Genomic DNA, 22,654 nt, shown 5'->3' with positions numbered 1-22,654 from the left:
GGACCCGCGGTCCAGTAGACAACGGTCAGGCGGCCCGCAGCCAGCGGGAAGCCGGTCCGGCCCGAAGGACCGCGGGCCCCGATCGCTGTTCTAAAATCATCCTCTGCGACACGACGTACAGGATGTACGAGAACGCAAAAGGGGAATCAGTGAGCGACGGCGGACAGCGAAGCTACGGACCGCTCGGCACGGCCTTGGTGATCATTCCGACCTACAACGAGGCGGAGAACATCGGGCTGATCGTCGGCCGCGTCCGCGCGGCTGTACCCGGGGCCCACGTCCTGGTCGCCGACGACAACAGCCCGGACGGCACCGGAAAGCTCGCCGACGAGCTGGCGGCCGCGGACGACCAGGTCCACGTCCTGCACCGCAAGGGCAAGGAAGGCCTCGGGGCGGCCTACCTGGCCGGCTTCGGCTGGGGCCTGGAGAACGGCTACGGCGTCATCATCGAGATGGACGCCGACGGCTCCCACCAGCCCGAGGAGCTGCCCAGGCTGCTCACCGCCCTGGAGGGCGCCGACCTGGTGCTGGGCTCCCGCTGGGTGCCGGGCGGCCGGGTGGTCAACTGGCCCAAGAGCCGGGAGTTCCTCTCCCGGGGCGGGTCCACGTACTCACGGCTGATGCTGGGCGTCCCGATCCGCGACGTGACCGGCGGCTACCGCGCCTTCCGCCGCGAGACCCTCGAAGGGCTGGGCCTGTCCGACGTGGCCTCCGCCGGCTACTGCTTCCAGGTCGACCTGGCCCGCCGGGCCGTGCGGAAGGGCTTCCGCGTGGTCGAGGTGCCCATCACCTTCGTCGAGCGCGAGTTCGGCGACAGCAAGATGAGCAAGGACATCGTGGTGGAGGCCCTCTGGCGGGTCACCCAGTGGGGCATCAAGGAGCACGCCGGCAAGCTCTCGGGCAAGGTGTCGGACAAGCTGACGGGCAAGGCCCGGGACAAGTAGGCAGCCCGCGCCCGAGGCGGCCCGCCCTCCTGTCCGCCCCCCTAGGGGATGTCCGGTACCTCCGGCTGAGGACGTCTTTACACCCGCCCAGGCACACTGGGGGTATGACGACCGGAGTTCCGACCTCTACGGCCCCCCGGCGGCGTTCGCCCGCCCGTACGTACCTTCCCCTGGCCATCGCGGCCTGGTTGATCCTGGAGATCTGGCTGCTCGGCCAGGTCGCGGGAGTGATCGGCGGCGGGGGTGTCGCCCTGCTGCTCGCGGGCGGCCTGGTGCTGGGTGCGGTGGTCATCAAGCGGGCCGGGCGACGTGCCTTCAAGAACCTGACAGACACCTTCCAGCAGGCCCAGGAGGGCCGTCAGCCGACTCCGCAGCAGTCCGGCAGGCCCGGCACCGGAAACGGCATGACCATGCTGGCCGGCCTGCTCCTGATGATGCCCGGCCTGATCTCCGACGCGGCCGGGCTGCTGCTCCTGCTCCCGCCCGTCCGCGCCTTGATCGGCCGCCGGGCCGCCCGTTCCCTGGAGCGCAAGATGGCCTCCGCGGCGGCGGGCTCCTTCGGCGACGCCTTCCAGCAGGCCCGGATCCACTACCCGGACGGCAAGGTCGTCCCGGGCGAGGTCATCCACGGCGAGGTCATCCGCGAGGACGCCCCGCAGCGGCCCGACAATGGCTACCGGCCGCCGCTGACCCCCTGACCGGAGAAGCACGAATCAGACCGGACAGCAGACCGGACAGCGCGAAGCAGAGGGGCCCACCACACACTGTGTGGTGGGCCCCTCTGCTTCGTGCTGTCTTGCTGTGCCGCTGTGGCGTCCGGCTGTCAGGCGGACTTGCGGCTGTCCCGCGGATGCACGGCAATGTTCATGGCGCCGGAACGAAGGACCGCGAGCCTCTCGGCAAGCACTTCCTCCAGCTCCTCGCGGGTGCGCCGCTCCATGAGCATGTCCCAGTGCGTTCGCGCAGGCTTGCCCTTCTTCTCTTCGGGCCCATCCCCGTCAACCAGGAGTGCCATGGCGCCACACGCCTTGCACTCCCACTCCGGCGGAATTTCTGCCTCAACCGAGAACGGCATCTCAAATCGATGTCCGTTCTGGCATGCGTACTCCACCGCCTGGCGCGGGGCCAGATCGATGCCGCGGTCCGTCTCGTAGCTGGTAACCACGAGCCGCGTACCGCGGAGAGCTCGCTCACTCATGAATCGTGCCTCCCGGGCTTGTCGCCCACAGGACAGGTGTCGCTGTCGTCGTCATCCGGTCAACGTCCGGTCGGCGGTATAGATTCCCGCTCCGGGTCATGCGTCGCCCGTCGTACCGCCCCTTGTTGTACCCACCAGTGCCCGTTTTGTCACATCTGGCAGCAGATGTCACCCAACGTCTTCGCTTCATCAGCGCGCAGTAACGGTCCGCCTGGCAGGCCAAAGGCGTACACTACCGGCCCTTAGCGTGAACGTCGAAATTCGTTCCGAATTCGCGCGGCTGAAGTCTGCCGGATCCGGCGGAACCGCCGGATCCGCCGGATCCCCGGTCAGATCCGTTCGGGTACAGGATTCCCCGCCGCCTCCACCGCGCGCCGCACCGGCACTCGGGCGAGCAGCACGAAACCCAGTGCGAAGAAGACCACCAACGAGATGATCGCGTCCCGGTAGCTGCCCGTGACCTGGTACGTGAGCCCGAAAACGAGCGGCCCCACCCAGCTCAGCCCCCGGTCGCTCATCTCGTACGCCGAGAAGTACTCGGCCTCCTTGCCCGCCGGAACCAGGTGCGAGAACAGCGAGCGCGACAGCGCCTGGCTGCCGCCGAGCACCAGCCCGATCATCGCGGCGAGTGCGAAGAACCACACCGGGGTCCGGGCAGGCAGGAAGTATCCGGCGGCCAGCGTCACGCCCCAGGCCGCCAGCGATCCGAGAATCGTCCGCTTGGCGCCGTACCGGAGGGCCAGCCGGCCCATCCCCAGTGCACCGGCCACCGCCAGGACCTGTACGAGCAGGATCGCTCCGATGAGGGTGGACTGCTCCAGTTTCAGCTCCTCCGACCCGTAGATCGAGGCCTGGGAGATCACCGTCTGCACGCCGTCGTTGTAGATCAGGTACGCCAGCAGGAACGACAGGGTCAGCGGGTAGCGCCGCATGTCCTTCAGGGTGGCGATGAGCTGCTTCCAGCCGCTGACGGCCGGGGCGGCTCCCGGCTCCCGGACCACGGCGCGGTCCCGCAGCCGGCGCAGCGGGATCAGTGCGAAGGCCCCCCACCACAGGCCCGCGGAGGCCAGGCAGATGCGGATCGCCATGCCCTCGGTGAGACCGAAGGAGTCGTGGCCCATGTAGAGCGCCAGGTTCATCACGAGCATCAGCGAGCCCGAGGTGTATCCGAAGGCCCAGCCGCGCGAGGAGACCGTGTCCCGCTCGTCGGGTGTGGAGATCTGCGGCAGATAGGCGTTGTACAGCACCATCGAGACCGACAGCGAGGCGTTCGCGACGATCAGGAGCAGTCCGCCCAGCAGGTAGCGCTCACCGGCCAGGAAGAACATGCCGGCGGTCGCCGCGGCTCCCGTGTACGCGGCCACGGCCAGCAGCGGCTTCTTGCGGCCGGTCCGGTCGGCGACGGCCCCCGCCAGCGGCATGAGCAGCACCGCGAGGATCACCGAGGCCGACACCGTGTAGGCGAAGAAGGAGCCGGCCCGCACCGGGATGCCCAGTGGATGCACGAAGCCCTCGGCGTCCGCCGCGGCCTTGGCGATCGACGTGAGGTACGGCCCGAGGAACACGGTGAGCACGCTCGCCGAGTACACGGACACCGCGAAGTCGTAGAAGTACCAGCCGCGCTGCTCGCGCTTGCGGGCAGCCGTCGCCGCAGCCACTGCTGCGGCGGTGGTGGATCTGCCGTCCTCGGAACCCGGTTCCGCTTCGTCCGTCGTCTGCGCGCTCATGGCGGCCCCCTCGCTGGTCCCCGTAACGCCTCGCTGCCTCATGCCGGCGCGGGGCTGCGGGCACTGTCAGGCCCAGGCTCCGCGCCGGTCCAGCACCGTGCGCAAGATGTCGATCCGGTCGGTCATGATGCCATCGACTCCCAGGTCCAGGAGAGCCTCCATGCGTTCCGGTTCGTTCACGGTCCACACGTGAACCTGGAGTCCCCGCTCGTGGGCCGTCCGCACGAACCTCCGGTCCACCACGCGGATGCCCGCCTGGGTCTCCGGCACCTGCGCCGCCACCGCGCCCGCGCGCAGCGCGGCGGGGATCGCGTAGGACCGCAGCCGCAGCCCGAGCACCCCCGCCACCCCGTACGAGGTCGCCAGGCGCGGGCCGGCGATCCTCTGGGCCCGGGCGACCCGGCGCTCGGAGAAGGAGCCCACGCACACCCGGTCCCAGACCCCGGTCCGCGCGATCAGGCCGACCAGCGGGTGCACGGCGGACTCGTCCTTGATGTCCACGTTCCACCGGGCGTCGGGGAACTCCTCCAGCAGGTCCTCGAAGAGCGCGAGGGGCTCGCTCCCGCCGGCCCGGACCTCGCTGATCCGGCTCCACGGCAGTTCCCGGATGCGGCCCTGCCCGTCGGTGACCCGGTCCAGGGTGGCGTCGTGGAAGGCGACCAGCTTCCCGTCGGCGCTGGCGTGCACATCGGTCTCGAAGTACCGGTAGCCCGCGGCGGCGGCCCGCCGGAAGGCGGCGGCGGTGTTCTCCAGCCCGTCCAAGGACCCGCCGCGGTGTGCGAAGGGGATCGGACCCGGGTGGTCGAGATAGGGGTGGGGGAGGCGTACGTGTGTCACCGCGGCAGTATGCCCCCTGCTCCCGCCGGGCCGGGAGCGCCCCCGTGTCCGGCCGGTGAACGCCCGCCCTCCGCCCCCTGGATCCCCCTGCGCCCCGGTGGCACCCCTGGGGCCGGCCTCGCACCGGTCCCGTGGCACTCTGGACCGCAAGGATCGATCCAATGCCGCCCCCAAGAGGCCGGCAGGGGCCAATTTCGCGAAGGTGGACCGGAACTCATGGCGCAGTGGACCTCGGCCGTCGGTGCCGCACAGCTCGGCCGGCTCATCACCTCCCAGCAGGGCCGGACCGCCGTGCCCGGCGGGCGCAAGCTGCCCGCGTACCGCACGCTCGCCGACGGCATCCGCCTGCTCGTCCTCGAAGGCCGCATCCCCGTGGCCGCCCGGCTCCCCGCCGAGCGGGAGCTCGCCGTCGCGCTCGCCGTCAGCCGCACCACCGTCGCCGCCGCCTACGAGGCGCTGCGCGGCGAGGGGTTCCTCGAATCCCGCCGGGGCGCGGGCAGCTGGACCTCGGTGCCCGCCGGCAACCCCATGCCGGCCCGCGGCCTGGAGCCCCTGCCCCCCGAGTCCCTCGGCTCGATGATCGACCTCGGCTGCGCGGCCCTCCCGGCCCCCGAGCCCTGGCTCACCAAGGCCGTCCAGGGCGCGCTGGAGGAACTCCCGCCGTACGCCCACACCCACGGGGACTACCCGGCCGGCCTGCCCGCGCTGCGCCGCACGCTCGCCGACCGCTACACCGAGCGCGGCATCCCGACCATGCCCGAGCAGATCATGGTCACCACGGGCGCGATGGGCGCCATCGACGCCATCTGCAGCCTCTTCGCGGGGCGCGGCGAGCGGATCGCCGTCGAATCCCCGTCCTACGCCAACATCCTCCAGCTCATGCGCGCCGCCGGCGTCCGCCTCGTACCCGTGGCCATGGGGGAGGGGCTGACCGGCTGGGACATGGACGTCTGGCGCCAGGTGCTGCGCGACTCGGCCCCCCGCCTGGCCTACGTGGTCGCCGACTTCCACAATCCGACCGGGGCCCTGGCCTCGGACGAGCAGCGCCGCGCGATGGTCGAGGCGGCCCGCTCGGCCGGCACCGTCCTCGTCGCCGACGAGACGATGGTCGAGCTCCAGCTCGATCCGGCGATGGAGATGCCCCGCCCCGTCTGCTCCTTCGACCCGGCCGGCTCCACCGTCATCACCGTCGGCTCCGCCAGCAAGGCCTTCTGGGCCGGCATGCGCATCGGCTGGGTCCGCGCGGCCCCCGATGTCATCCGCAGCCTGGTGGCGGCCCGCGCCTACGCCGACCTGGGCACGCCCGTGCTGGAACAGCTCGCGGTGGACTGGCTGATGCGGACCGGAGGCTGGGCGCAGGCCGTGGAGATCCGCCGCGACCAGGCCCGGGAGAACCGGGACGCCCTGGTGGCGGCCGTCCGCCGGGAGCTGCCGGACTGGGAGTTCCGGGTCCCGCTCGGCGGCCTGACCCTGTGGGCCCGCGCGGGCGGGCTCTCCGGTTCCCGGCTGGCCGAGGTGGGGGAGCGGGTGGGCGTACGGGTCCCCTCGGGGCCCCGGTTCGGTGTCGACGGGGCCTTCGAGGGGTACGTCCGGCTCCCCTTCACCGTCGGCGGCCCGGTGGCCGAGGAAGCGGCGGCCCGGCTGGCCGCCGCGGCCCGGCTGGTGGCCACCGGAGCGGGCGGCGGCGGGGCGGAGCCGCCGCGCACCTTCGTCGCGTAGGACCGGCCCGATCCGGGAGGAAGCGCCCTGGGGCAGACGGGAGTTTGACGACAGGCCCTACGGGGCGTCCGCCGGCACCTCGGGGATCTCCGAGGCGTCGATCGCCGGGCCCTGCGCCTGGGCGGGCGGCTGGACGATGTGCAGCGGCTTGACCGGCGTGACGTGGTCGGGGACGGGCTTGGGCGGCGCCTGCCGCTCGGGCAGCAGGTCCAGTACGGCCTGCCGGTGTCCCGGGTGCGTGGCCTCGTCGTACGGGTCCGGCGTGGCCGGCACCTGGAGCCGGTGCACGGGACCGGCGCCGAGCCGGGCGTACCCGCGCCCCGGCGGCAGTACGGCCGTCGGCGTGGTGTGCGGGGGCAGCCCCAGCACATCGGCGATCTGCTGGATCGTGGCGGCTCCGAGCACCACGCGGGCCCTGGTGTGCTGCCAGACGGAGTCGTTCAGGAGCTCCAGGTGGTCGAACTGCTCGGCCACCACCACGGTGACGTGCGCGGCGCGCCCGTGCCGCAGCGGCACCTGGACCTGCGCGATCGGATCGGGGGCGCCCTCGGCGACGGCCAGGTGGGCCAGCACGCTGGGCCGGTCGAGCAGGATCCACAGCGGACGGCGGGTGTCCTCGGGTGCGGGCCGGCCGGCTTCGCGGGCCCGGTGGGTGGCGATCAGGCGCCGCTCGGTCTCGCGGGCGGCCCATTCCAGGGTGGCCAGCGCCCCGGTCGGCCCGCACTCCACGGCGAGGACGCCGACGCGGCCGGAGAGGCAGGAGTACTCGCCGGTGCCGCCGCCCTCCACGATCAGTACGTCGCCCCCGTGCCGCAGGGCCTGCAGGGCGATGGAGCGCAGCAGCGTGGACGTGCCGCTGCCGGGCTGGCCCACGGCCAGCAGGTGGGGCTCGGCGGAACGGGAGCCGGTGCGCCAGATGACCGGCGGCATGTCCCGGGGCTCGTCGCCGTCCAGGACGGGCAGGGTGCGCTGCACGCTGCCGGGGTCGGTGAATCCGAGCACGGTCTCACCGGGGGAGGTGACGAAGGGCTGGGCGGCGATACCTGTCGGCAGCGCCGCCAGCACGCTCAGGTCGAGCTGGTTTCCCTCCTCGTCCCAGTCGAAGAGATACTCCCGTCCGCGCCCGGACTTGGCGTGCAGCAGTGCCTCGATCCGGGCCCTCGATGCGGCCTCGCCGTCGGTGAAGTAGGCCGGGTAGCGGATGTGGAGCCGGGTGACGCGGCCCGCCTCGTCGAACTCGTAGCCGCTGAAGGCCTTGTCCCATTCCCCGCCGTGGGCGAAGAGGGGGCTCGGGTCCTCCGGGATGGAGAAGTACGGCACGAGGGCTTCGTAGAGGGAGCCGAGCCGTTCGGTCTCGGCATCGCTGGGCCCGGTCTTCACCGGGGTGCGGTCGCGTCCCCGCCAGGCCGCCGCCGCCATGAGGGTGATCAGGGCGGTGAGGGGGCCGTAGGGGACGAGCGCGACCACGAGGACGCAGGCGGCTCCCAGGAACAGCGCGGGACCACGCTTGTCCTTGGGGGTGTCGCACCACTTGCGCCGTCCGGCCGAGGCCAGCACGCGCAAGCCCCGTCCGATGGTGAGGAGCGGATGGAGGACGTCCGTGGCGCTGTCGGCGGCCGTGCGAGCGAAGTCGCGGCCCCGGGTCAGCGACACGGTGCCGCTGCTGAGGATGCGGGGAAGTGGGCGCCGGGCCACGGGCGTCTCCTGGAGTTGTGGATGCTTCGGGTGGGTGCCGGGGCCGGGCGCTAGAGCTTGATCCCGCCGAGAAGGCTCGCGAGGCTCGCCGTACTCGCCGTGATGCTGGGGGCGATGGCGGAGCCGGCGAGGAAGAAGCCGAAGAGTGAGCACACGAACGCGTGCGTCAGCTTCATGCCGTCCTTCTTGAAGAACAGGAAGCAGATGATGCCGAGCAGGACGACACCTGAGATGGACAGGACCATGAGTCAGTTCTCCTGGTGGGTGGGGACAGTCACCATCAGTTCTTCCAGGCTCACAGGAAGTATCAATGCGATAAAAGGTGCATATGGGTGAATCCAGTAATTTTTCACTTGACCGGCCCATCCCGGCTGGCGCGCCTGGCGGGATGGGGGGACGGGGGCCGCAGGGTGATCATTGCCTCGGCCCGCGCCTCTCATGTGCAGGTCCGGGCGCTACTCTGACGCTTCACCCGTACGGATGCAGTGCCGTGCGCAGCCCTGCCCGCGAAAGGCGGTACGACCGATGAGTGAGCACGTCGAGAACGGCTCCCAGGACTCCCAGGACTCCCGGAATTCCCAGGGCTCCCAGGACGCGCCGGACGCGCTGGACTCTCCGGGCGTTCCCGACGAGGACGTCGTCGAGCTGGCCACCAAGATCTTCGACCTCGCCCGCCGGGGCGAGACCGAGACCCTCGCCGCGTACGTCGACGCGGGCGTCCCGGCGAACCTCACCAACGACCGCGGCGACACCCTCGTCATGCTCGCCGCCTACCACGGCCACGCCGAAGCCGTCACGGCCCTGCTGGCCCGCGGAGCCGAGGCCGACCGCGCCAACGACCGCGGCCAGACCCCGCTCGCCGGGGCGGTCTTCAAGGGCGAGGAGGCCGTCATCCGCGCGCTGCTCGCCGGCGGAGCCGACCCGAACGCCGGAACGCCGTCCGCCGTGGACACCGCCCGCATGTTCGCCAAGGCCGACCTGCTGGAACTTTTCGGAGCCAACTAGTCCGGTTCTGGCCGTTCCCTGGCCGGTTCCAGGCCGGTCCAGACCTCACGGGTTGGTCACGGAGGCCTTAAATGTGGTCGCGGCGCACAAACCGCCTGGGTCATCATGGCGTCGGATTCGATTCGCGGACAGGGCGGACGGGCAGGAGCGGGCAGGACACAACGGGTGTCCGGCCCCCGCTCCTGGCCGGGTGGGGACCGCCGCCCTGGCCGAGAACACCGACGAGAGTGAGAAGGCAATGGTCTACATCGAGCGGAACCAGACGGCGGACGTCCTCACATGCTGTTACGCGGCCCTGTGAATTCCGATTCCCGGTTGCGTCCCCAGCTTGATTTGAGGCCATTCCCATGTTCGAACCAGTCATAGCGCCGAGCGGCACCCTGCTCGGGCTCCTCCAGCGGGGCCGCGGCGACGGCACGCTGCACGCACTCGCGGCGCCCAGGGCCGAGGCCCTCGCGGCGCTCAACCACTGCGTGGCCGGCGATCCGCGCCAGGACTGGCAGGTCGAGAACCGCTCCCTGTACTACGCACGCCTGTACCTGGACCTCGACGGCCCCCTGGGCGAGATCGAGGCCCACCTCTTCAGCGTCGACGACCTCGTCGACGAGGACGACCGCCGCACGGGCCTCGCCCTGTCCGTCCTGGGCCACCTGGCCTCGTACGGCCGCGACGACGCGCTCATGCTGCTGCGCCGGTACGCCGCCACGGGCGCCAACTGGGCCTGGGCCCTCGACGAACTCGCCCTGCGCGACGACGACGGGGGACTGCGCTCCCTGGCCGCCCCCGTCCTCGCCCGCTTCCCCGCCACCGCCGAGGGCGAGGCGCGGCTCGCCGCCGCCGTCCGCGACGCCTACGAGCCCAGGCCCTGGCGCCTGTGGGAAGAGGACCCCGGAGCCCCCGCCTACGCCGAGCGGCTGCGCGTCGCCCGCCAACAGGGCTCCTTCGACCGCTGGCAGCGCCAGCTCACCCCGCGCGGCCCCCAGCCCGGCTGGGGCGTCCAGGCCGTCTTCGACTGGGCCGCCGACGGACTGCGCCGGGGCACCCCCCTGCACGTCCCGGCCGCCCGCTGCCTCGCCGCCGTGGCCACCCCCGAGGACCGCTCCGCCATCCTGGCGGCCGCCGCCGGCGCCTCCGGAGAGGCCGCCCGCGCCACCGCGCTGCACCACCTGGTCCTCGCCGAGCCGGAGAACCCGGCCGTACTGGACCTCATCGAAGCCGCCGGCGACGAGCCGGCCGTAGCCGCCTACGAGCGCATGTGCGGCCCCGCCGCCGTCGAGCGGGCCCGACGCTGGGTCCAGCGCCCCGACGCCCTCGGAACGGCCGCAGGAGCCCTCCTGGCCGCCCGGGGCGGAGCAGAGGACGCCACCCTGGTCCTCGGAGCCCTGCGCTCCACCGTCCGCGGCTCGGGCCCGGACTCGACGCCGCTGTTCACCCTGGTCGACGGAGCGGGCCGGCTCCGCATCGGCTGCGCGGCGCCCGTACTGCGCCACATCTACCGCGAGACGTCCTCCTCCCACCTGCGGGGCCGCGCCGCGCGCGCCCTGGCCGCTACGGACCCCTCCTTCGCTGCGGGCTTCGCCGTCGAGTGCCTCTGGGACTGCGAGGAGACGACCCGCGAAGTGGCCGCCCGCCACGCGGAGACGGCCGACGCCCGAGTGGCCCCGCGCCTGCGCCGCCTGGCGGCGGACCCGGCGGAGGAAGAGGACGTCCAGTCGGCGGTCCGGAGCCGGATCGCCCCGGAGTCGGCCGTGTAGCCGCGTAGCCGCGCACCCCTCCGGAACGCACCGCGCCCCCGGTCCAAGGAACGGACCGGGGGCGCGCTGTCGGTTGCCGACCGTCGGGCTACGGCTTGCGCGGAGAGCTCGGCGACGGGTTCGCCGTGGCGGATCCGCCCGTCCGGGCCTCCTTCTCCCGTTCCTCCTGTGCGAGCCGCTGCTTGTCCTTGAGCACCGCGGCCTCCTTCGGGCTCAGGGTCCGCTTGGGGGCCTTGGCCGGGTCGGCGTAGACGGGCACGCAGGACGGCACCTTCGACGTCTCGACGGCGCCGAAGCCGATCGGGTGGATGTCCGAGGCGTCCACGGGCGTGCTCACCACCAGCGTGTGGCCCGGCGGCACCGTCTCCGGGGTGATCATCATCTGTGCGGACTCGTCCTGGGCGCCGGCGAACTCGCCCCCGCCCTCCCCGGGAGTGAGCCCCTGCGGGTAGGCCACGCTCGACGGGCACTGCTCCGACGGTTTGCGCGGCACCACCGCCACCGTGATCCCCAGCTCCCGCAGCTCGCGGACCGTCCCATCGAGCCCGTCCGGGTGGTAGATGTGAACCGAGATGGTGCCGTCGTCGTTTCGGGACACGGCGTACGCGGGCGACGTACCGCCGCCGTCGCCGAGCACCGGCAGGGCCACCAGACCCGCGACCGCCGCCGCCACCACGCCGAGGCCGATCGGGATCCGGTAGCGCCGGGCGGTTGACCGGGAAGGGGCGGCGGCGGGGGGCTGGTCCGCGGCGATGGCCATGAGCTCGGCCTTGAGCCGCTCCTCGAACGCGTTGGGCCTGCTGCTCATCGGACTACCTCCAGGTGCGGTTCCGGGGTGGGAAACGGGGCGGGTTCGGCGGCGCGCAGGGCGCGGCGGGCACGGTGCAGGCGGACGCGGACCGTCGTCGTGGTGACGCCCAGGGCCTGCGCCGCCTCCGCCGGCGTGAGGCCGTCGACGACGACCAGATCGAGCGCCGCGCGCAGCGGCTCGGACAGGGCGGCGTGCCGCTCGGCGACGGCCCGGAAGGCCCGCTCCGCGTCGATCCGCTCCTCCAGCGCGGCCACGTCCTCGTCGTCGAGGAGGCGGCGGCCGCTGAGCCGGGCCAGTGCGCCGCTCTCGCGGGCCAGGCCACGGGCGTGGCCCGACAGGACGTTGCGGGCGATGCCGAACAGCCAGGCGACCGGCACGCCCCGATCGGGCCGGTAGCCGCCGGCCGACCCCATCGCCGCGAGGAAGACGTCCGCCGTCAGGTCCGCCGCCACGTGCGGATCGGCTGTCCGGCGGGTGACGAACCCGAGGACCGCGTCGACGTGCTCCTCGTAGAACCTGCCGAACCCCTCGGGCGTGGTGAGATCCGGTGGCCCGGCCTCCCGTGATGGGTTGCGCACCCGTTTCCTCCCCGGTGTGCGGGGCCCCTGCGGCCCCGTTCACCCGTACTTGGCACCCGGCGCGCGAAGCGTTTCATCGGCCGCGCACCGCGGGTGCTCACAGGCCCCGCGGGACCTCAGCGGCTCCGTACGAACCGGACGGGGACCCCCGGCCGGGCCTGGGCCGCCGCGTCGAGCGCGGGGCCCGGCGGGACGACGCCGACGACCGGATAGCCGCCGGTCACCGGGTGGTCGGCCAGGAAGACCACCGGCTGCCCGTCCGGCGGAACCTGGACCGCGCCGAGCACCATCCCCTCGCTCGGCAGCTCACCACCCCGGGCCCGGACCAGCGGCGGTCCCTCCGTGCGCAGCCCGATGCGGTTCGAAGCGGCCGAGACCCGGTACGTCGCCCGCAGCAGCCGCCCCGTCACCGACTCCGCCGTGAACCAGTCTGCCCGCGGCCCCAGCCGCAGCGGAAGCACCAGTTCCGGGGGCGGGCCCGGCGCCGCCGGGGCATCCGCCCCGGCCACCGGATCCGGACCGGGCTCGCCCACCGGCAGCAGCGCCCCCGCCGACAGGACCGGCGGGCCGAGGCCCGACAGCAGATCGGTCGAGCGACTGCCCAGCACCGGCTCGACCGCGAAACCTCCCCGCACCGCGACGTAGCCGCGCACCCCCGACTCCGCCCGGCCCACCTCCAGCTCCGCCCCGGCGCGCAGCCATACCGGGGCTCCCCAGGCCACCGGGCGCCCGCAGGCCCGTACCGCACACGGCGCCCCCGTGACCGCCACCGTCACCGGGCCGCCCACCGCCCGCAGCCCCACGCCGTCCAGGGTCGTCTCCAGGACGGCCGCCCCCGGCGGATTGCCCAGCAGCCGGTTCGCCAGCGCGTGCGCCCCCGCGTCGAGGGCCCCCGAACGGGGGACACCGAGGTGGGCGTACCCGGGCCGGCCCAGGTCCTGGAGGGTGGTCAGCGCGCCCGCCCGTACGACCTCCAGCCCCCTCACAGCTCCGCCTCCGCCGCGGCGAACCGCACCCGTACCCCCGGCGCGAACAGCGCGGCCGGCTCGCGCGCCGGGTCCCACAGCACCGCGTCGGTGGACCCGATCAGCTGCCAGCCTCCGGGGGAGGAGCGCGGATAGACCCCGGCGTACTCGCCCGCGAGGGCCAGCGAGCCCGCCGGTACCGCCGTACGGGGCGTCGCGCGCCGGGGCAGGTGGAGGCGGGCGGGCAGGCCCGTCAGGTAGCCGAAGCCCGGGGCGAACCCGCAGAAGGCCACCCGGAAGGTGATCGCGCCGACGATGCCGGGCACCTCCTCGGGGGACACCTCCCACCGTGCGGCCACCTCCGCGAGGTCCGGGCCGTCGTAGCGCACCGCGACCGTCACCGGGGGCGGCCCGTCGGCCGGCGCCAGGGGGGCGACCCGCCAGCGTGCGATCCGGGCCGCGAGGGCGCGCGGCTCCCGTACCCCGTCCAGCAGGACGGTCCGGGCCGCGGGCACGATGTCCCGTACGCCGCCCAGCTCGCCCGCGTCCCGGCGGCGCAGCAGCTCCGCGTGGAGCGCGGCCACCTCCTCGGTGGAGTCCACCTCCAACAGCAGCGCCCCGGCGCCGGCCTCCAGGGCCCTCACGCGAAGGCCTCCACCCGGACCCCGGCCCCATCCAGCGCCCCGCGCACGCGCAGGGCCAGGCCCGCCGCCCCGGGGGTGTCGCCGTGCAGGCACAGGGACCGGGCGGCCACCGGGATCCGGGAGCCGTCCGCGGCCGTCACCGCGTGCCCGGCGGCCATGTCCACCGCGCGGGCCACCACCGCGTCCGGGTCGTGGACCACGGCGCCCGGCTCGCCTCGCGGTACGAGCGTGCCCGCAGGGGTGTAGGCGCGGTCGGCGAAGGCCTCCGGGACGGCCGGCAGCCCGGCCCGCCCGGCGGCGTCGAGCAGCAGGGAACCGGGCAGCCCGAGCACCGGGAGTCCGCCGGGACCGGCCGCGAGCAGCACGCCGGCCACCACGGCGGCGGCCTGGCCCGCGTCGTGCACGGTGCGGTTGTAGAGCGCGCCGTGCGGTTTCACGTACGACACCCGGGAACCGGCCGCCCGCGCGAAGACCTCCAGCGCCCCGATCTGGTAGGCCACCTCGTCGGCCAGCTCACCGGCCGGCACGTCCATGGAACGGCGGCCGAAGCCCGCCAGGTCCCGGTACGAGACCTGCGCGCCGATCCGCACCCCGCGCGCGGCCGCCAGCTCGCAGACGCGCCGCATGATGGACGGGTCGCCGGCGTGGAAGCCGCAGGCGACGTTGGCGCTCGTGACGACGGACAGCAGGGCCTCGTCGTCGGTCAGCGTCCACCGCCCGAAGCCTTCGCCGAGGTCGGCGTTGAGATCGATCACCGGGCCGGGCGCCGGGGTGTCCGGCGTGATCATGGAAGCCATGCGGTGAGCGTAGAACAGGGTGCGGGCCGCGCTCTCGCCGACGGCGGGAGGATCGGGCGAACCATCCCGTTTGGGCTGTTGTCAGGGTCAGCGCCTAGTCTTTGCCCGTGACTCTCCCTGCCCCGGCGAAGACCCTTCCCTCCCCGGCGTCGGGCCCGGCCGCCGACGAGGGCCTGGCCCGGCGGCTGCGCGCGCTCGCCTGCACCGCCCCGCTGCACGACCTCGACGTACGCAAGGCCAATCTGGCCGGTGAGTACGGGGTCTACGCGATGGCGGAGGTCGCGCTCGCCGCGATCGACCTGGTCACGCTCAACATGGACTTCGACACCGGCGCGGACCACGAGCAGATAGTGGCCCGCCTGCTGCCGCGCGTCGCCGCCCAGGCACCTGCGCGCCCCGCGGCCGAGCACGAGCGGGTGGCCCGCTGGGTGCTGGAGAACCTGATCAACGTCGGCAGCGTCGACCGCGGATTCCGCGCGATCTACGGCACGTTCGGCCCGGACGGGGTGTACGTCCGCCGCGACTACGACTTCAAGCTCATCGAGGAAGTCCCGGGCTACGGCGGCGCGGTGTACCTGCGCACCACGGACGAGGCCGTCAACGTCCTGGTCGGCGCCCTCGACACGGACGTCACCAGCGCGCAGATCGCCGCCGAGGTCAAGCTGGAGGTCCTGATCAGCCGGGGCCGCCTCGCCGACGCCCAGCTCGCCGCCGAACAGGCCCGCTACCGCACCGTCCAGTACGCCGAGACCCTGCGCCGCACGCTCGACGCGACCCGGCGCAACGTGCGGGCCGTGGACTGGCTGGTGACCGTCCCCGACATGATCGCGGAGGCCCTGGACCACGTCGCCGACCGCTACCGCCACGAGAACGCGATCCTGACCAACATCCGCAAGGCCCGCGACGAGGCGGAGGAGCCGGACAACAAGCGCCGCGCCGCCGAACTGGTCGACATCGTCAAGGACTGCATCCGCCGTCACACCCAGCTCCAGTCCCGGCTGCTCGACGCCGGACCGCTCTTCCGCGCCGAACAGGACCGCCAGGCCTTCGCGGCCCCCGCCCGGCGCTCCGGGATCGACCTGTACGGGCAGCTGGTAGCCCCCACGCTGCCGCTCCCGGTCGCGCAGGCCATCCGGGTCACGGACGCCTTCTTCGCGTCGGGCGCCGGCCTGCGCACCCCCGTCTCCGTCCGCGTCGCGGACCTGGTGGAGATCCTGCTGACCCCACCGGTGGAGCGCGAACACCTCGGTGTGGAGATGCCGGAGCCGGACCTGATCGCCACCCCGGACGACAGCCGCTTCAGCGAGGAGCAGCTCGCCGCCGCGATGGCCCTCCTGGAACTCCCGCACGACGCCCCGCGCCGCCTGTCCGGCCTCCTGGCGGAGGCCCGCCGCTCCGACCCCGACCTCCCCTACCTGGTCGCCCTGCTGGCGGTCCACGCGGCGAGCCCGGCGGTGGGCACGGCGTACCGCCAGGGCGAGGAGCGGCTCCTCTTCGCGGTCGACGACGGCACGGAACTCGAGGACCCCGAATTCGGCGGCGCGGACCTGATCGTCGGCACCGCCCTCCTGGACGCGGCAGCCATGACGGCGGACCGCACGGAGGCGGCATGACCCCACCCCACCCCCCGGCCCCCACGCCAGGCCGTCCCACCCACCCGGGGCCGGACCCCGCGCCCTCCCCCGCCGGGGGAGCACTGACGGGCCCCGCACCCTCGCGCGGCCGTGCCACCCCCCTCGGGTCGGACCCCGCGCCTGCGCCCGGCCGTGCCGCCGACCCCGTGTCGGACCCCGCGCTCGCGCGCGGCTGGGCTGAGCGCCCCGGGTCGGTCCCTACGCCCTCGCACGGCGGGGGAGCACTGACGGGCCCCGCACCCTCGCGCGGCCGTCCCACCCGCCTCGGGTCGGGCCCCGCGCTCGCGCGCGGCCGTGCCGCCCACCCCGGGTCGGGCCCCACGCCCGTGCGTGGCGGTGTCGTCGGCTCGGGCGGGCCCGCAGGCTCCGTCACCGGGGCGGAGCCCCTGGTGGCGCGGTCCCACCCGGGGGTGTGGGGGCTTGCCCCTGCTTTCGGGAAGGGGCGGGGTGGGGGAAGAACCGCCCCCGCAGCGGGCCCCGCTGCCACTGCCGCTGTCGCGGTGGCCACCGGATCCGCCACCGCCGACGGTCCGGCCGGCCCCGCCGCCGCACGGCCACCCGCGCACGCCCGGACGCGAGCCGCCGTCCCGCACACCGCAGGTGCCCGGCACACGCGCATCCGGCACACCCGCACCAGCCCCAGCACGAGTACCAGCACCCGCACCGCCGAGGAGACCCACCCGTGAGCGACCACCACGCCGAGCCCCCCGCGTGGAGCGAGCCCGACGCCCAGTCGGCCTCACCCTCGGCACCGGCCACGACCACGGCACCGGCACCGGCCACACCGGGCGGCCCCACTCCCGTGACCCCGGCGGACGCCGCAGACGCGGCCCGGCTCGTCGCGTTCGGGCTCCAGCCCAAGCTGCTGCCCGCCCGCGACGCCGAGTACGCCGAGCTGCTGCGCCGCTACCGCGAGGACCCCGCCTTCGCCCGGCTCGCCGACGCCGTCGCCACCGGCCTCGGCCTCGTCGTCCTGGAGGTGTCCCCCCGCGCAGGCATGGCCGTGGCCGCCGGTGAGGACTCCGTCTTCGCCGTCCGCATGGGCGACTACGCACGCCGCACCACCGCCGACTCCGCGGACCGCTTCCTGCACGGCCTCGCCCACCTCGCCGTGGCGGCCCTGGCCTTCCCCCGCCCCGAGGACCTCGCCGACGACGGCTACATCGGCCGGATCACCGTCAACGGCGTCGACGCCTTCGTCCGGCAGACCTGCCGCCGCCTGGAGGAGCGCGCCGAGGAACTCGGCGAGAACACCGACCCGGCCTCTGACGCCCCCGGCCTGGAGGCCGCCTGGCGGGTCTACACCCGCCGCAGTGCGACCGGCGCCACCAAGGACGCCCGCCGGCTGGCCGGTTCGACCACCGGCATCGTCGGCAAGGCCGCCGCCTTCCTCACCGACTCCGGCTTCCTCCAGCGCACCGGGGACGACGCCGGAGGCACGTACCGCACCACCCCCCGCTACCAGCTCCAGGTCCGCGACATGGCGGGCAGCGCGGCCATGGCAGAGCTCCTCGACCTGGGCGTGGTCCCCGTCAGCGACGGCTCCGCCAGCCTGCTGCCGCCGCCCGAGGGCGACGACCTGGAGCTCGCCGCCGACGCGGGCCTGCCCTTCCACGCCTGAGCCACCCCACCCGCCCGGGCCACCCGGCCGCCCGCCACCCGTCCCCGTACGACCTACGAAAGACCACGAGAGTCCGCCGCCATGTACGAGCTGTCCCGGATCCGCCTCTACTCCATCGGGCCCGCCGGCGCGCGCTACGCCGACACCGTGCTCGACCTGCGCGGAGTCGGCGAGCCGGTGCCCCACCCGGCGCCCGCCCAGGCGGAGTTCTTCGAGGACGAGCCCACCGGCCCGCCCCGCCGCCCCGCGCCCGCCGGCGTGCTCTTCCTGGAGAACGGCGGCGGCAAGTCCGTCCTGCTCAAGCTGATCTTCTCGGTGATGCTGCCCGGCCACCGCAACACCCTCGGCGGCGCGAGCTCCGGCGTCCTGCGCAAGTTCCTGCTGGCCGACGACTGCGGACACGTGGCGCTGGAATGGCAGCACACCCAGACCGGCGAGTGCGTGGTCGTCGGCAAGGTCAGCGAATGGCGCGGCCGCCAAGTCTCCAACGACCCGCGCAAGTTCGCCGAGGCCTGGTACTCCTTCCGCCCCGGACCGGGCCTCAGCCTGGACAACCTTCCGGTGGCCGAGGCCACTTCGGTGCGTCCGCCCGTGGAAGGCGCCTCCGGCGCCCAGGGCCGGCGCCGCACCATGAAGGGCTTCCGCGACGCCCTGACCGAAGCCGGCAAGGCGTACCCGCACCTGGAGGTGTACTTCGAGGAGATCCACGACCGCTGGAACGAGCACCTCACCGAGGTCGGCCTCGACCCCGAACTCTTCCGCTACCAGCGCGAGATGAACGCCGACGAGGGTGAGGCCGCCGGCCTCTTCGCGGTCAAGAAGGACTCCGACTTCACCGATCTGCTGCTGCGCGCCGTCACCGACACCCGGGACACGGACGGCCTCGCCGACCTCGTCCACGGCTTCGGCAACAAGCTCGGCCGCCGCGCCGAGCTGATGGCCGAACGGGACTTCACCGCGGGCTCCGTCGACCTCCTCACCAAGATCGTCGAGGCCGCCGCGGCCCGTTCCCGGCTGCGCGACGTCCACGCCGGCGCAGAACGCCGTACGCGCACCCTCGTCCGGCGCCTGTCCGCCCGCGCCGGCGAGGAGCGCGGCCGCGCCGCCGACCTCGCGCAGCGCGTCACCGGCGCCGCCCACCAGGTCACCGCCGCCGAATCCGCGCGCGCCCGCAGCGACGCCGTCTCGGCCGAACTCGCCTACCGGCACGCCTCGCTGGCCCTGACCGTCGCCGACAAGGCCGCCGCCGCGCAGCGCCGCGAACTCCTCGAAGCCCGCACCCTGCACTCCGCCTGGCAGGCCGCCGAGCACGTGCTGCGCCACCGCTCCGCCGCCGACCGCTCCGCCCGGGTCGCCGTCGCGATCCTGGAAGCCGAGCGGGACGCCGCCCCGGCGCTCGCCGCCCGGGCCACCGCCGCCACCGAGCTCGTACGGGCCCTGCACGCCGCCGCCGAGCAGGGCGAGCGCGCCGCCAACGAGGAGGAGGAGCGCTCCGCCGTCCTCCAGGAGACCGGCGAGGCCTCCCACCGCGCCGCCACCGCCGCCGCCACGGCCGCCCAGCGGGCCCGCAGCGAGGCCGAGCACCTGCGCGCCCGCCTCGCCGAGGTCCAGCAGGAGACCGCCGAGGCCGTCCGGGCCGGCTGGCTCGACGACTCCGCCCCCGACGCCGACCCGGCGCGCGCCGCCCTGGCCGCCGCCGACGCGGAGAAGACGGCCGTGGCCGCCTGGGACGAGTCCCGCGAGGCCTCCCGCGCAGCCGCCGAGGCCGCCCGCGAGGCCGCCGCGGCGGAATCCCGCGCGGAACTCACCGCCGCCCGCGCGGCGGACGCCGCCGACGCGGCCGAGGCGGCCCACGACGCCGAGCACCGGGCCGCCGAGTCCCTCGCCGGGGCCCCGCGCCTGGCCGCCCTCCTGGGCCTCCCGGACGCCCGGGGAGCGACCGGGACGGGCGATGACCCCCGGGGCTCCGCAGGGTCCCCCGCCCCGACCGGCACCGAGGCCGCCGGCCTCACGGTCGCCGACCTCGACCGGGGCGCCGACGAGCTGCGCGAACTGCTGACCCGTGGAGTCGCGACCGCCGAACGCCAGCTCTTCGACCTGCGCACCGCCGCCGCCGACGACTCCCGCATCCTCGGCGCCCTCGGCGACGGCGGCCTGCTGCCGCCCGGCCCCGACGTCCTCGCCACCGTCGAGTTCCTCGGCGAACACGGCATCCCGGCCCTCCCCGGCTGGCGCTACCTCGCCCAGTCCGTGGACCCGGCCGACCACGCCGCCGTCCTCGCCGCCCGCCCCGAACTCGTCGACGGCGTGGTCATCACCGACCCCGACACCCACTCCAGGGCCCGCGAGGTCCTCTCCGGCGCCGCTCTGCTGCCCCGCTCCACCGTCGCCGTCGGCACCGCCGCCGCCCTGCTGGCGCCGGTTCCCCCGGCCGGGGACGCCGCCGGGTCCGGCATCTTCATCGTCCCGCCGAACCCGGCCATGCACGACGAGCACGCCGCCGACGAGGAGCGCCAGGCGCTGCGCGCCCGCGCCACCGCCCGCGACACCGAGATCCGCGAGCTCGCCGCCCGCCTCTCCGGCGACCGCGAGCTCGCCGCCCGGCTGCTGTCCTGGCGCACCGGCTGCCCGCCCGGCCGCCTCGCCGAGCTCGCGGAGCAGGCGGCCGCCGCCCGCGGCTTCGCCGAGGAGACCGACGCCGAGCTCGCGGAGGCCCGTACGGTACGCGCCGAGGCCGACGAGGCCGCCGCCGACGCCGCCCGTGTCCGCGACGAGCGCCAGGACACCGCCCAACGCGCCCGCCGCGTCGCGGACGCCCTCGCCGGTCTCGCGTACCGGCTGCGCGAACGCGCCGGCTGGCAGACCAAACTGCGCGAACTCGCCGACGACGCCGCCGAGTCCGAGGCCCGCGCCGAGGTCTGCCTCGACCGGGCACGCGCCGCCGACGAGGACCGCCGCGCCGCCCAGCGCGCCGCCGACGACGCCCGCCGCACCGCCCGCGCCCTGCGCGCCGAGCGCGCCGAGATCGCCGGGGCACCCGATCCGCTGCCCGAGGGCGACGGCACGGCCAAGGCGCCGCTCCCGGCACTGCGCGAGGCCTACCGCGCCGCCTCCCAGCTCTACGAGAAGGTCGGCGTCGGCGCCGACCTGCGCTCCGAACAGGCCCGCGCCGAGAGCGACGAGTCCGTGGCCCTCGCCGAACTGGACCGCCTCACCAACAAGGTCCGTACCCGCGCCGCCCAGCTCCTCGAAGGCACCGACGGAGCCGACGGCCCCTCCCGGCAGGCCGCTTCAGCCCGCGCCGAAGCCCTCGTACAGATGCTGGAGACCCGCGCGTCCACCGCGAGCGAGCAGCTCGGGCGGCTGCGCGGCGAGGCCGAACGGCACGCCCCCGCCGAGGGCGGAGCACACACCGAGCTGCCCGAGGAGCTGATCCCCGACAACGTCGAGGAGGCCCAGGCCAGGCTCCGCACGGCCACCGCCCAACTCGCCGCCCACACCGCCGCCGTGGAGTCCGCCCGCGCGGCCCACGCCGACCTGCTGCGCGCCCACCGCACCGCCGAGGAGGGCGCGGGCGGTTTCGACGAGACCGCGGCCATGCTCCGGGACCTCCTGCGCGACCACACCCACCCGGAGGACGAGCAGGAGCCGGTGGCCCACCCCGGCAGCCTGGAGGAGGCCCGCCAGTCGGCCACCGAGGCCCGCCGCTCGCTACGGGCCTGCGCCGCCGACCTGTCGGCCGCCGAGGCCGCCGTCCGCGAGGCGAGCGACATCCTGGTCCGGCACGCCAACGCCAACCGCTACGAGCAGGTACGCACCCCCGCACGCCAGCAGATCCGCGAACTGCCCGCCTCCGCCCTGCCCGAGCACGCCGCGGCCTGGGCCGTGGCCTTCGCCCCCCGGCTGCGCGTCCTCACCGACGAGCTGGCGCAGCTGGAGCGCAACCGGGACAGCATCGTGGACCGGCTGCGCGGCCTCGTGGAGTCGGCCCTGGCCACCCTGCGCTCCGCCCAGCGGCTCTCCCAGCTCCCCGAGGGACTGGGCGAGTGGTCGGGCCAGGAGTTCCTGCGCATCCGCTTCGAGGAGCCCGACCAGGCCACCCTCACCGAGCGGCTCGGCGAGGTCATCGACGAGGCGACCCGCGGCGCCCTGAAGAAGAACAGCACCGCGACCTTCGGCGAAGGCCGCCGGGACGGCATGTCGCTGCTGCTGCACGGGGTCTCCGCGGCCCTGGAGCCCAAGGGCATCGCGGTGGAGATCCTCAAGCCCGACGCGGTGCTGCGCGCCGAGCGGGTCCCGGTCGGCCAGATGGGCGACGTGTTCTCCGGCGGCCAGCTGCTCACCGCCGCGATCGCGCTGTACTGCACGATGGCGGCGCTGCGCAGCAACGACCGGGGCCGCGACAAGCACCGGCACGCGGGCACGCTCTTCCTCGACAACCCGATCGGGCGCGCGAACGCCACGTACCTGCTGGAGCTCCAGCGGGCCGTCTCGGACGCCCTCGGCGTCCAGCTGCTGTACACCACGGGCCTGTTCGACACCACGGCCCTCGCCGAGTTCCCGCTGGTCATCCGGCTGCGCAACGACGCCGACCTGCGCGCGGGGCTCAAATACATCAGCGTCGAGGAACACCTGCGCCCGGGCCTGCCCCAGCAGTTCGCGGACGGGGAGACGATCCACGGAGAGATCACGGCGACCCGCATGTACCGGCGGAGCTAGGCCGTC

General features: G+C 74.5%; 19 protein-coding genes. 9 read left to right on the top strand and 10 right to left on the bottom strand.

The features are described 5' to 3' along the window. Positions 1 to 122: 122 nt before the first annotated feature. A complete protein-coding gene (locus AC3IYI_RS06405) occupies positions 123 to 944 on the top strand; it encodes a polyprenol monophosphomannose synthase (protein ID WP_489409275.1) in 822 nt (273 codons plus the stop codon). Between the two features lie 104 nt (positions 945 to 1,048). Then, a complete protein-coding gene (gene fxsA, locus AC3IYI_RS06400; protein ID WP_489409274.1) occupies positions 1,049 to 1,642 on the top strand; it encodes an FxsA family membrane protein in 594 nt (197 codons plus the stop codon). Between the two features lie 125 nt (positions 1,643 to 1,767). On the opposite strand, the gene AC3IYI_RS06395 is transcribed toward fxsA, so the two are convergent. From AC3IYI_RS06395 to AC3IYI_RS06385, 3 genes are all read right to left on the bottom strand, one after another. Further along, complete coding sequence (locus AC3IYI_RS06395) at positions 1,768 to 2,142, bottom strand: RNA polymerase-binding protein RbpA (RefSeq protein WP_007262928.1); 375 nt, start codon at positions 2,140 to 2,142, stop codon at positions 1,768 to 1,770. Positions 2,143 to 2,471: 329 nt separating this feature from the next. Beyond that, on the bottom strand, positions 2,472 to 3,869 hold the full coding sequence (locus AC3IYI_RS06390) for an MFS transporter (protein ID WP_489409273.1): 1,398 nt from the start codon (positions 3,867 to 3,869) through the stop codon (positions 2,472 to 2,474). A 66-nt stretch (positions 3,870 to 3,935) separates the two neighbouring features. After that, positions 3,936 to 4,706 carry a glycerophosphodiester phosphodiesterase family protein gene (locus AC3IYI_RS06385; RefSeq protein ID WP_489409272.1) on the bottom strand — a complete coding sequence of 257 codons (771 nt, stop codon included), beginning with the start codon at positions 4,704 to 4,706 and terminating at the stop codon, positions 3,936 to 3,938. A 216-nt stretch (positions 4,707 to 4,922) separates the two neighbouring features. Here AC3IYI_RS06385 and AC3IYI_RS06380 point away from each other — a divergent pair, with 216 nt between their 5' ends. After that, positions 4,923 to 6,425 carry an SCO1417 family PLP biosynthesis transcription factor gene (locus tag AC3IYI_RS06380; RefSeq protein ID WP_489409271.1) on the top strand — a complete coding sequence of 501 codons (1,503 nt, stop codon included), beginning with the start codon at positions 4,923 to 4,925 and terminating at the stop codon, positions 6,423 to 6,425. A 57-nt stretch (positions 6,426 to 6,482) separates the two neighbouring features. On the opposite strand, the gene AC3IYI_RS06375 is transcribed toward AC3IYI_RS06380, so the two are convergent. Next, positions 6,483 to 8,120, bottom strand: a complete 1,638-nt coding sequence (locus tag AC3IYI_RS06375) for a P-loop NTPase family protein (RefSeq protein ID WP_489409270.1) — start codon at positions 8,118 to 8,120, stop codon at positions 6,483 to 6,485. Positions 8,121 to 8,170: 50 nt separating this feature from the next. Continuing rightward, positions 8,171 to 8,365 (bottom strand): hypothetical protein, encoded by a 195-nt coding sequence (locus AC3IYI_RS06370; RefSeq protein ID WP_030031218.1) that lies wholly within the window; start codon positions 8,363 to 8,365, stop codon positions 8,171 to 8,173. A gap of 280 nt (positions 8,366 to 8,645) precedes the next feature. On the opposite strand from AC3IYI_RS06370, the gene AC3IYI_RS06365 reads away from it, so the two are divergent. After that, complete coding sequence (locus tag AC3IYI_RS06365) at positions 8,646 to 9,125, top strand: ankyrin repeat domain-containing protein (protein ID WP_489409269.1); 480 nt, start codon at positions 8,646 to 8,648, stop codon at positions 9,123 to 9,125. 347 nt (positions 9,126 to 9,472) lie between these two features. Next, positions 9,473 to 10,879 carry a HEAT repeat domain-containing protein gene (locus AC3IYI_RS06360; protein ID WP_489409268.1) on the top strand — a complete coding sequence of 469 codons (1,407 nt, stop codon included), beginning with the start codon at positions 9,473 to 9,475 and terminating at the stop codon, positions 10,877 to 10,879. A gap of 88 nt (positions 10,880 to 10,967) precedes the next feature. Here the strand turns inward: AC3IYI_RS06360 and AC3IYI_RS06355 are convergent, their stop codons facing one another. From AC3IYI_RS06355 to AC3IYI_RS06335, 5 genes are all read right to left on the bottom strand, one after another. Next, complete coding sequence (locus AC3IYI_RS06355) at positions 10,968 to 11,687, bottom strand: hypothetical protein (protein WP_489409267.1); 720 nt, start codon at positions 11,685 to 11,687, stop codon at positions 10,968 to 10,970. Further along, entirely contained in the window at positions 11,684 to 12,268 is a 585-nt protein-coding gene (locus tag AC3IYI_RS06350) for an RNA polymerase sigma factor (RefSeq protein ID WP_489409266.1), read from the bottom strand. Before AC3IYI_RS06350 ends, AC3IYI_RS06355 begins: the two co-directional genes overlap by 4 nt. A gap of 116 nt (positions 12,269 to 12,384) precedes the next feature. Next, positions 12,385 to 13,254 carry a 5-oxoprolinase subunit C family protein gene (locus AC3IYI_RS06345; RefSeq protein ID WP_489409265.1) on the bottom strand — a complete coding sequence of 290 codons (870 nt, stop codon included), beginning with the start codon at positions 13,252 to 13,254 and terminating at the stop codon, positions 12,385 to 12,387. Next, on the bottom strand, positions 13,251 to 13,877 hold the full coding sequence (locus AC3IYI_RS06340) for a 5-oxoprolinase subunit B family protein (protein WP_489409264.1): 627 nt from the start codon (positions 13,875 to 13,877) through the stop codon (positions 13,251 to 13,253). Before AC3IYI_RS06340 ends, AC3IYI_RS06345 begins: the two co-directional genes overlap by 4 nt. Further along, positions 13,874 to 14,674 (bottom strand): LamB/YcsF family protein, encoded by an 801-nt coding sequence (locus tag AC3IYI_RS06335; RefSeq protein WP_489409263.1) that lies wholly within the window; start codon positions 14,672 to 14,674, stop codon positions 13,874 to 13,876. Before AC3IYI_RS06335 ends, AC3IYI_RS06340 begins: the two co-directional genes overlap by 4 nt. A gap of 107 nt (positions 14,675 to 14,781) precedes the next feature. Here AC3IYI_RS06335 and AC3IYI_RS06330 point away from each other — a divergent pair, with 107 nt between their 5' ends. The 4 genes from AC3IYI_RS06330 (at position 14,782) to AC3IYI_RS06315 (ending at position 22,648) form a co-directional block, all read left to right on the top strand. Further along, positions 14,782 to 16,287: a hypothetical protein gene (locus tag AC3IYI_RS06330; RefSeq protein WP_489409262.1), complete on the top strand. Its 1,506-nt coding sequence runs from the start codon at positions 14,782 to 14,784 to the stop codon at positions 16,285 to 16,287. Positions 16,288 to 16,808: 521 nt separating this feature from the next. Further along, positions 16,809 to 16,994: a hypothetical protein gene (locus AC3IYI_RS06325; RefSeq protein ID WP_489409261.1), complete on the top strand. Its 186-nt coding sequence runs from the start codon at positions 16,809 to 16,811 to the stop codon at positions 16,992 to 16,994. Beyond that, a complete protein-coding gene (locus AC3IYI_RS06320) occupies positions 16,991 to 17,929 on the top strand; it encodes a hypothetical protein (RefSeq protein WP_489409260.1) in 939 nt (312 codons plus the stop codon). The genes AC3IYI_RS06325 and AC3IYI_RS06320 overlap by 4 nt, the downstream gene beginning before the upstream one ends. An 81-nt stretch (positions 17,930 to 18,010) precedes the next feature. Continuing rightward, entirely contained in the window at positions 18,011 to 22,648 is a 4,638-nt protein-coding gene (locus AC3IYI_RS06315; protein WP_489409259.1) for a hypothetical protein, read from the top strand. The last annotated feature ends 6 nt before the right edge of the window (positions 22,649 to 22,654 follow it).

The sequence above is a fragment of the Streptomyces sp. GL_148 genome (assembly GCF_057834205.1).
This window is presented reverse-complemented; position numbering and strand designations above follow the sequence as displayed.

Excerpts from the sequence above, each read along its gene's own strand:
- AC3IYI_RS06315 (WP_489409259.1), top strand. The coding sequence starts at position 18,011 with ATGTACGAGCTGTCCCGGATCCGCCTCTACTCCATCGGGCCCGCCGGC.
- AC3IYI_RS06395 (WP_007262928.1), bottom strand. The coding sequence starts at position 2,142 with ATGAGTGAGCGAGCTCTCCGCGGTACGCGGCTCGTGGTTACCAGCTAC.
- AC3IYI_RS06365 (WP_489409269.1), top strand. The coding sequence starts at position 8,646 with ATGAGTGAGCACGTCGAGAACGGCTCCCAGGACTCCCAGGACTCCCGG.
- AC3IYI_RS06360 (WP_489409268.1), top strand. The coding sequence starts at position 9,473 with ATGTTCGAACCAGTCATAGCGCCGAGCGGCACCCTGCTCGGGCTCCTC.
- AC3IYI_RS06355 (WP_489409267.1), bottom strand. The coding sequence starts at position 11,687 with ATGAGCAGCAGGCCCAACGCGTTCGAGGAGCGGCTCAAGGCCGAGCTC.
- AC3IYI_RS06335 (WP_489409263.1), bottom strand. The coding sequence starts at position 14,674 with ATGGCTTCCATGATCACGCCGGACACCCCGGCGCCCGGCCCGGTGATC.
- AC3IYI_RS06370 (WP_030031218.1), bottom strand. The coding sequence starts at position 8,365 with ATGGTCCTGTCCATCTCAGGTGTCGTCCTGCTCGGCATCATCTGCTTC.
- AC3IYI_RS06405 (WP_489409275.1), top strand. The coding sequence starts at position 123 with ATGTACGAGAACGCAAAAGGGGAATCAGTGAGCGACGGCGGACAGCGA.
- fxsA (WP_489409274.1), top strand. The coding sequence starts at position 1,049 with ATGACGACCGGAGTTCCGACCTCTACGGCCCCCCGGCGGCGTTCGCCC.
- AC3IYI_RS06390 (WP_489409273.1), bottom strand. The coding sequence starts at position 3,869 with ATGAGCGCGCAGACGACGGACGAAGCGGAACCGGGTTCCGAGGACGGC.
- AC3IYI_RS06380 (WP_489409271.1), top strand. The coding sequence starts at position 4,923 with ATGGCGCAGTGGACCTCGGCCGTCGGTGCCGCACAGCTCGGCCGGCTC.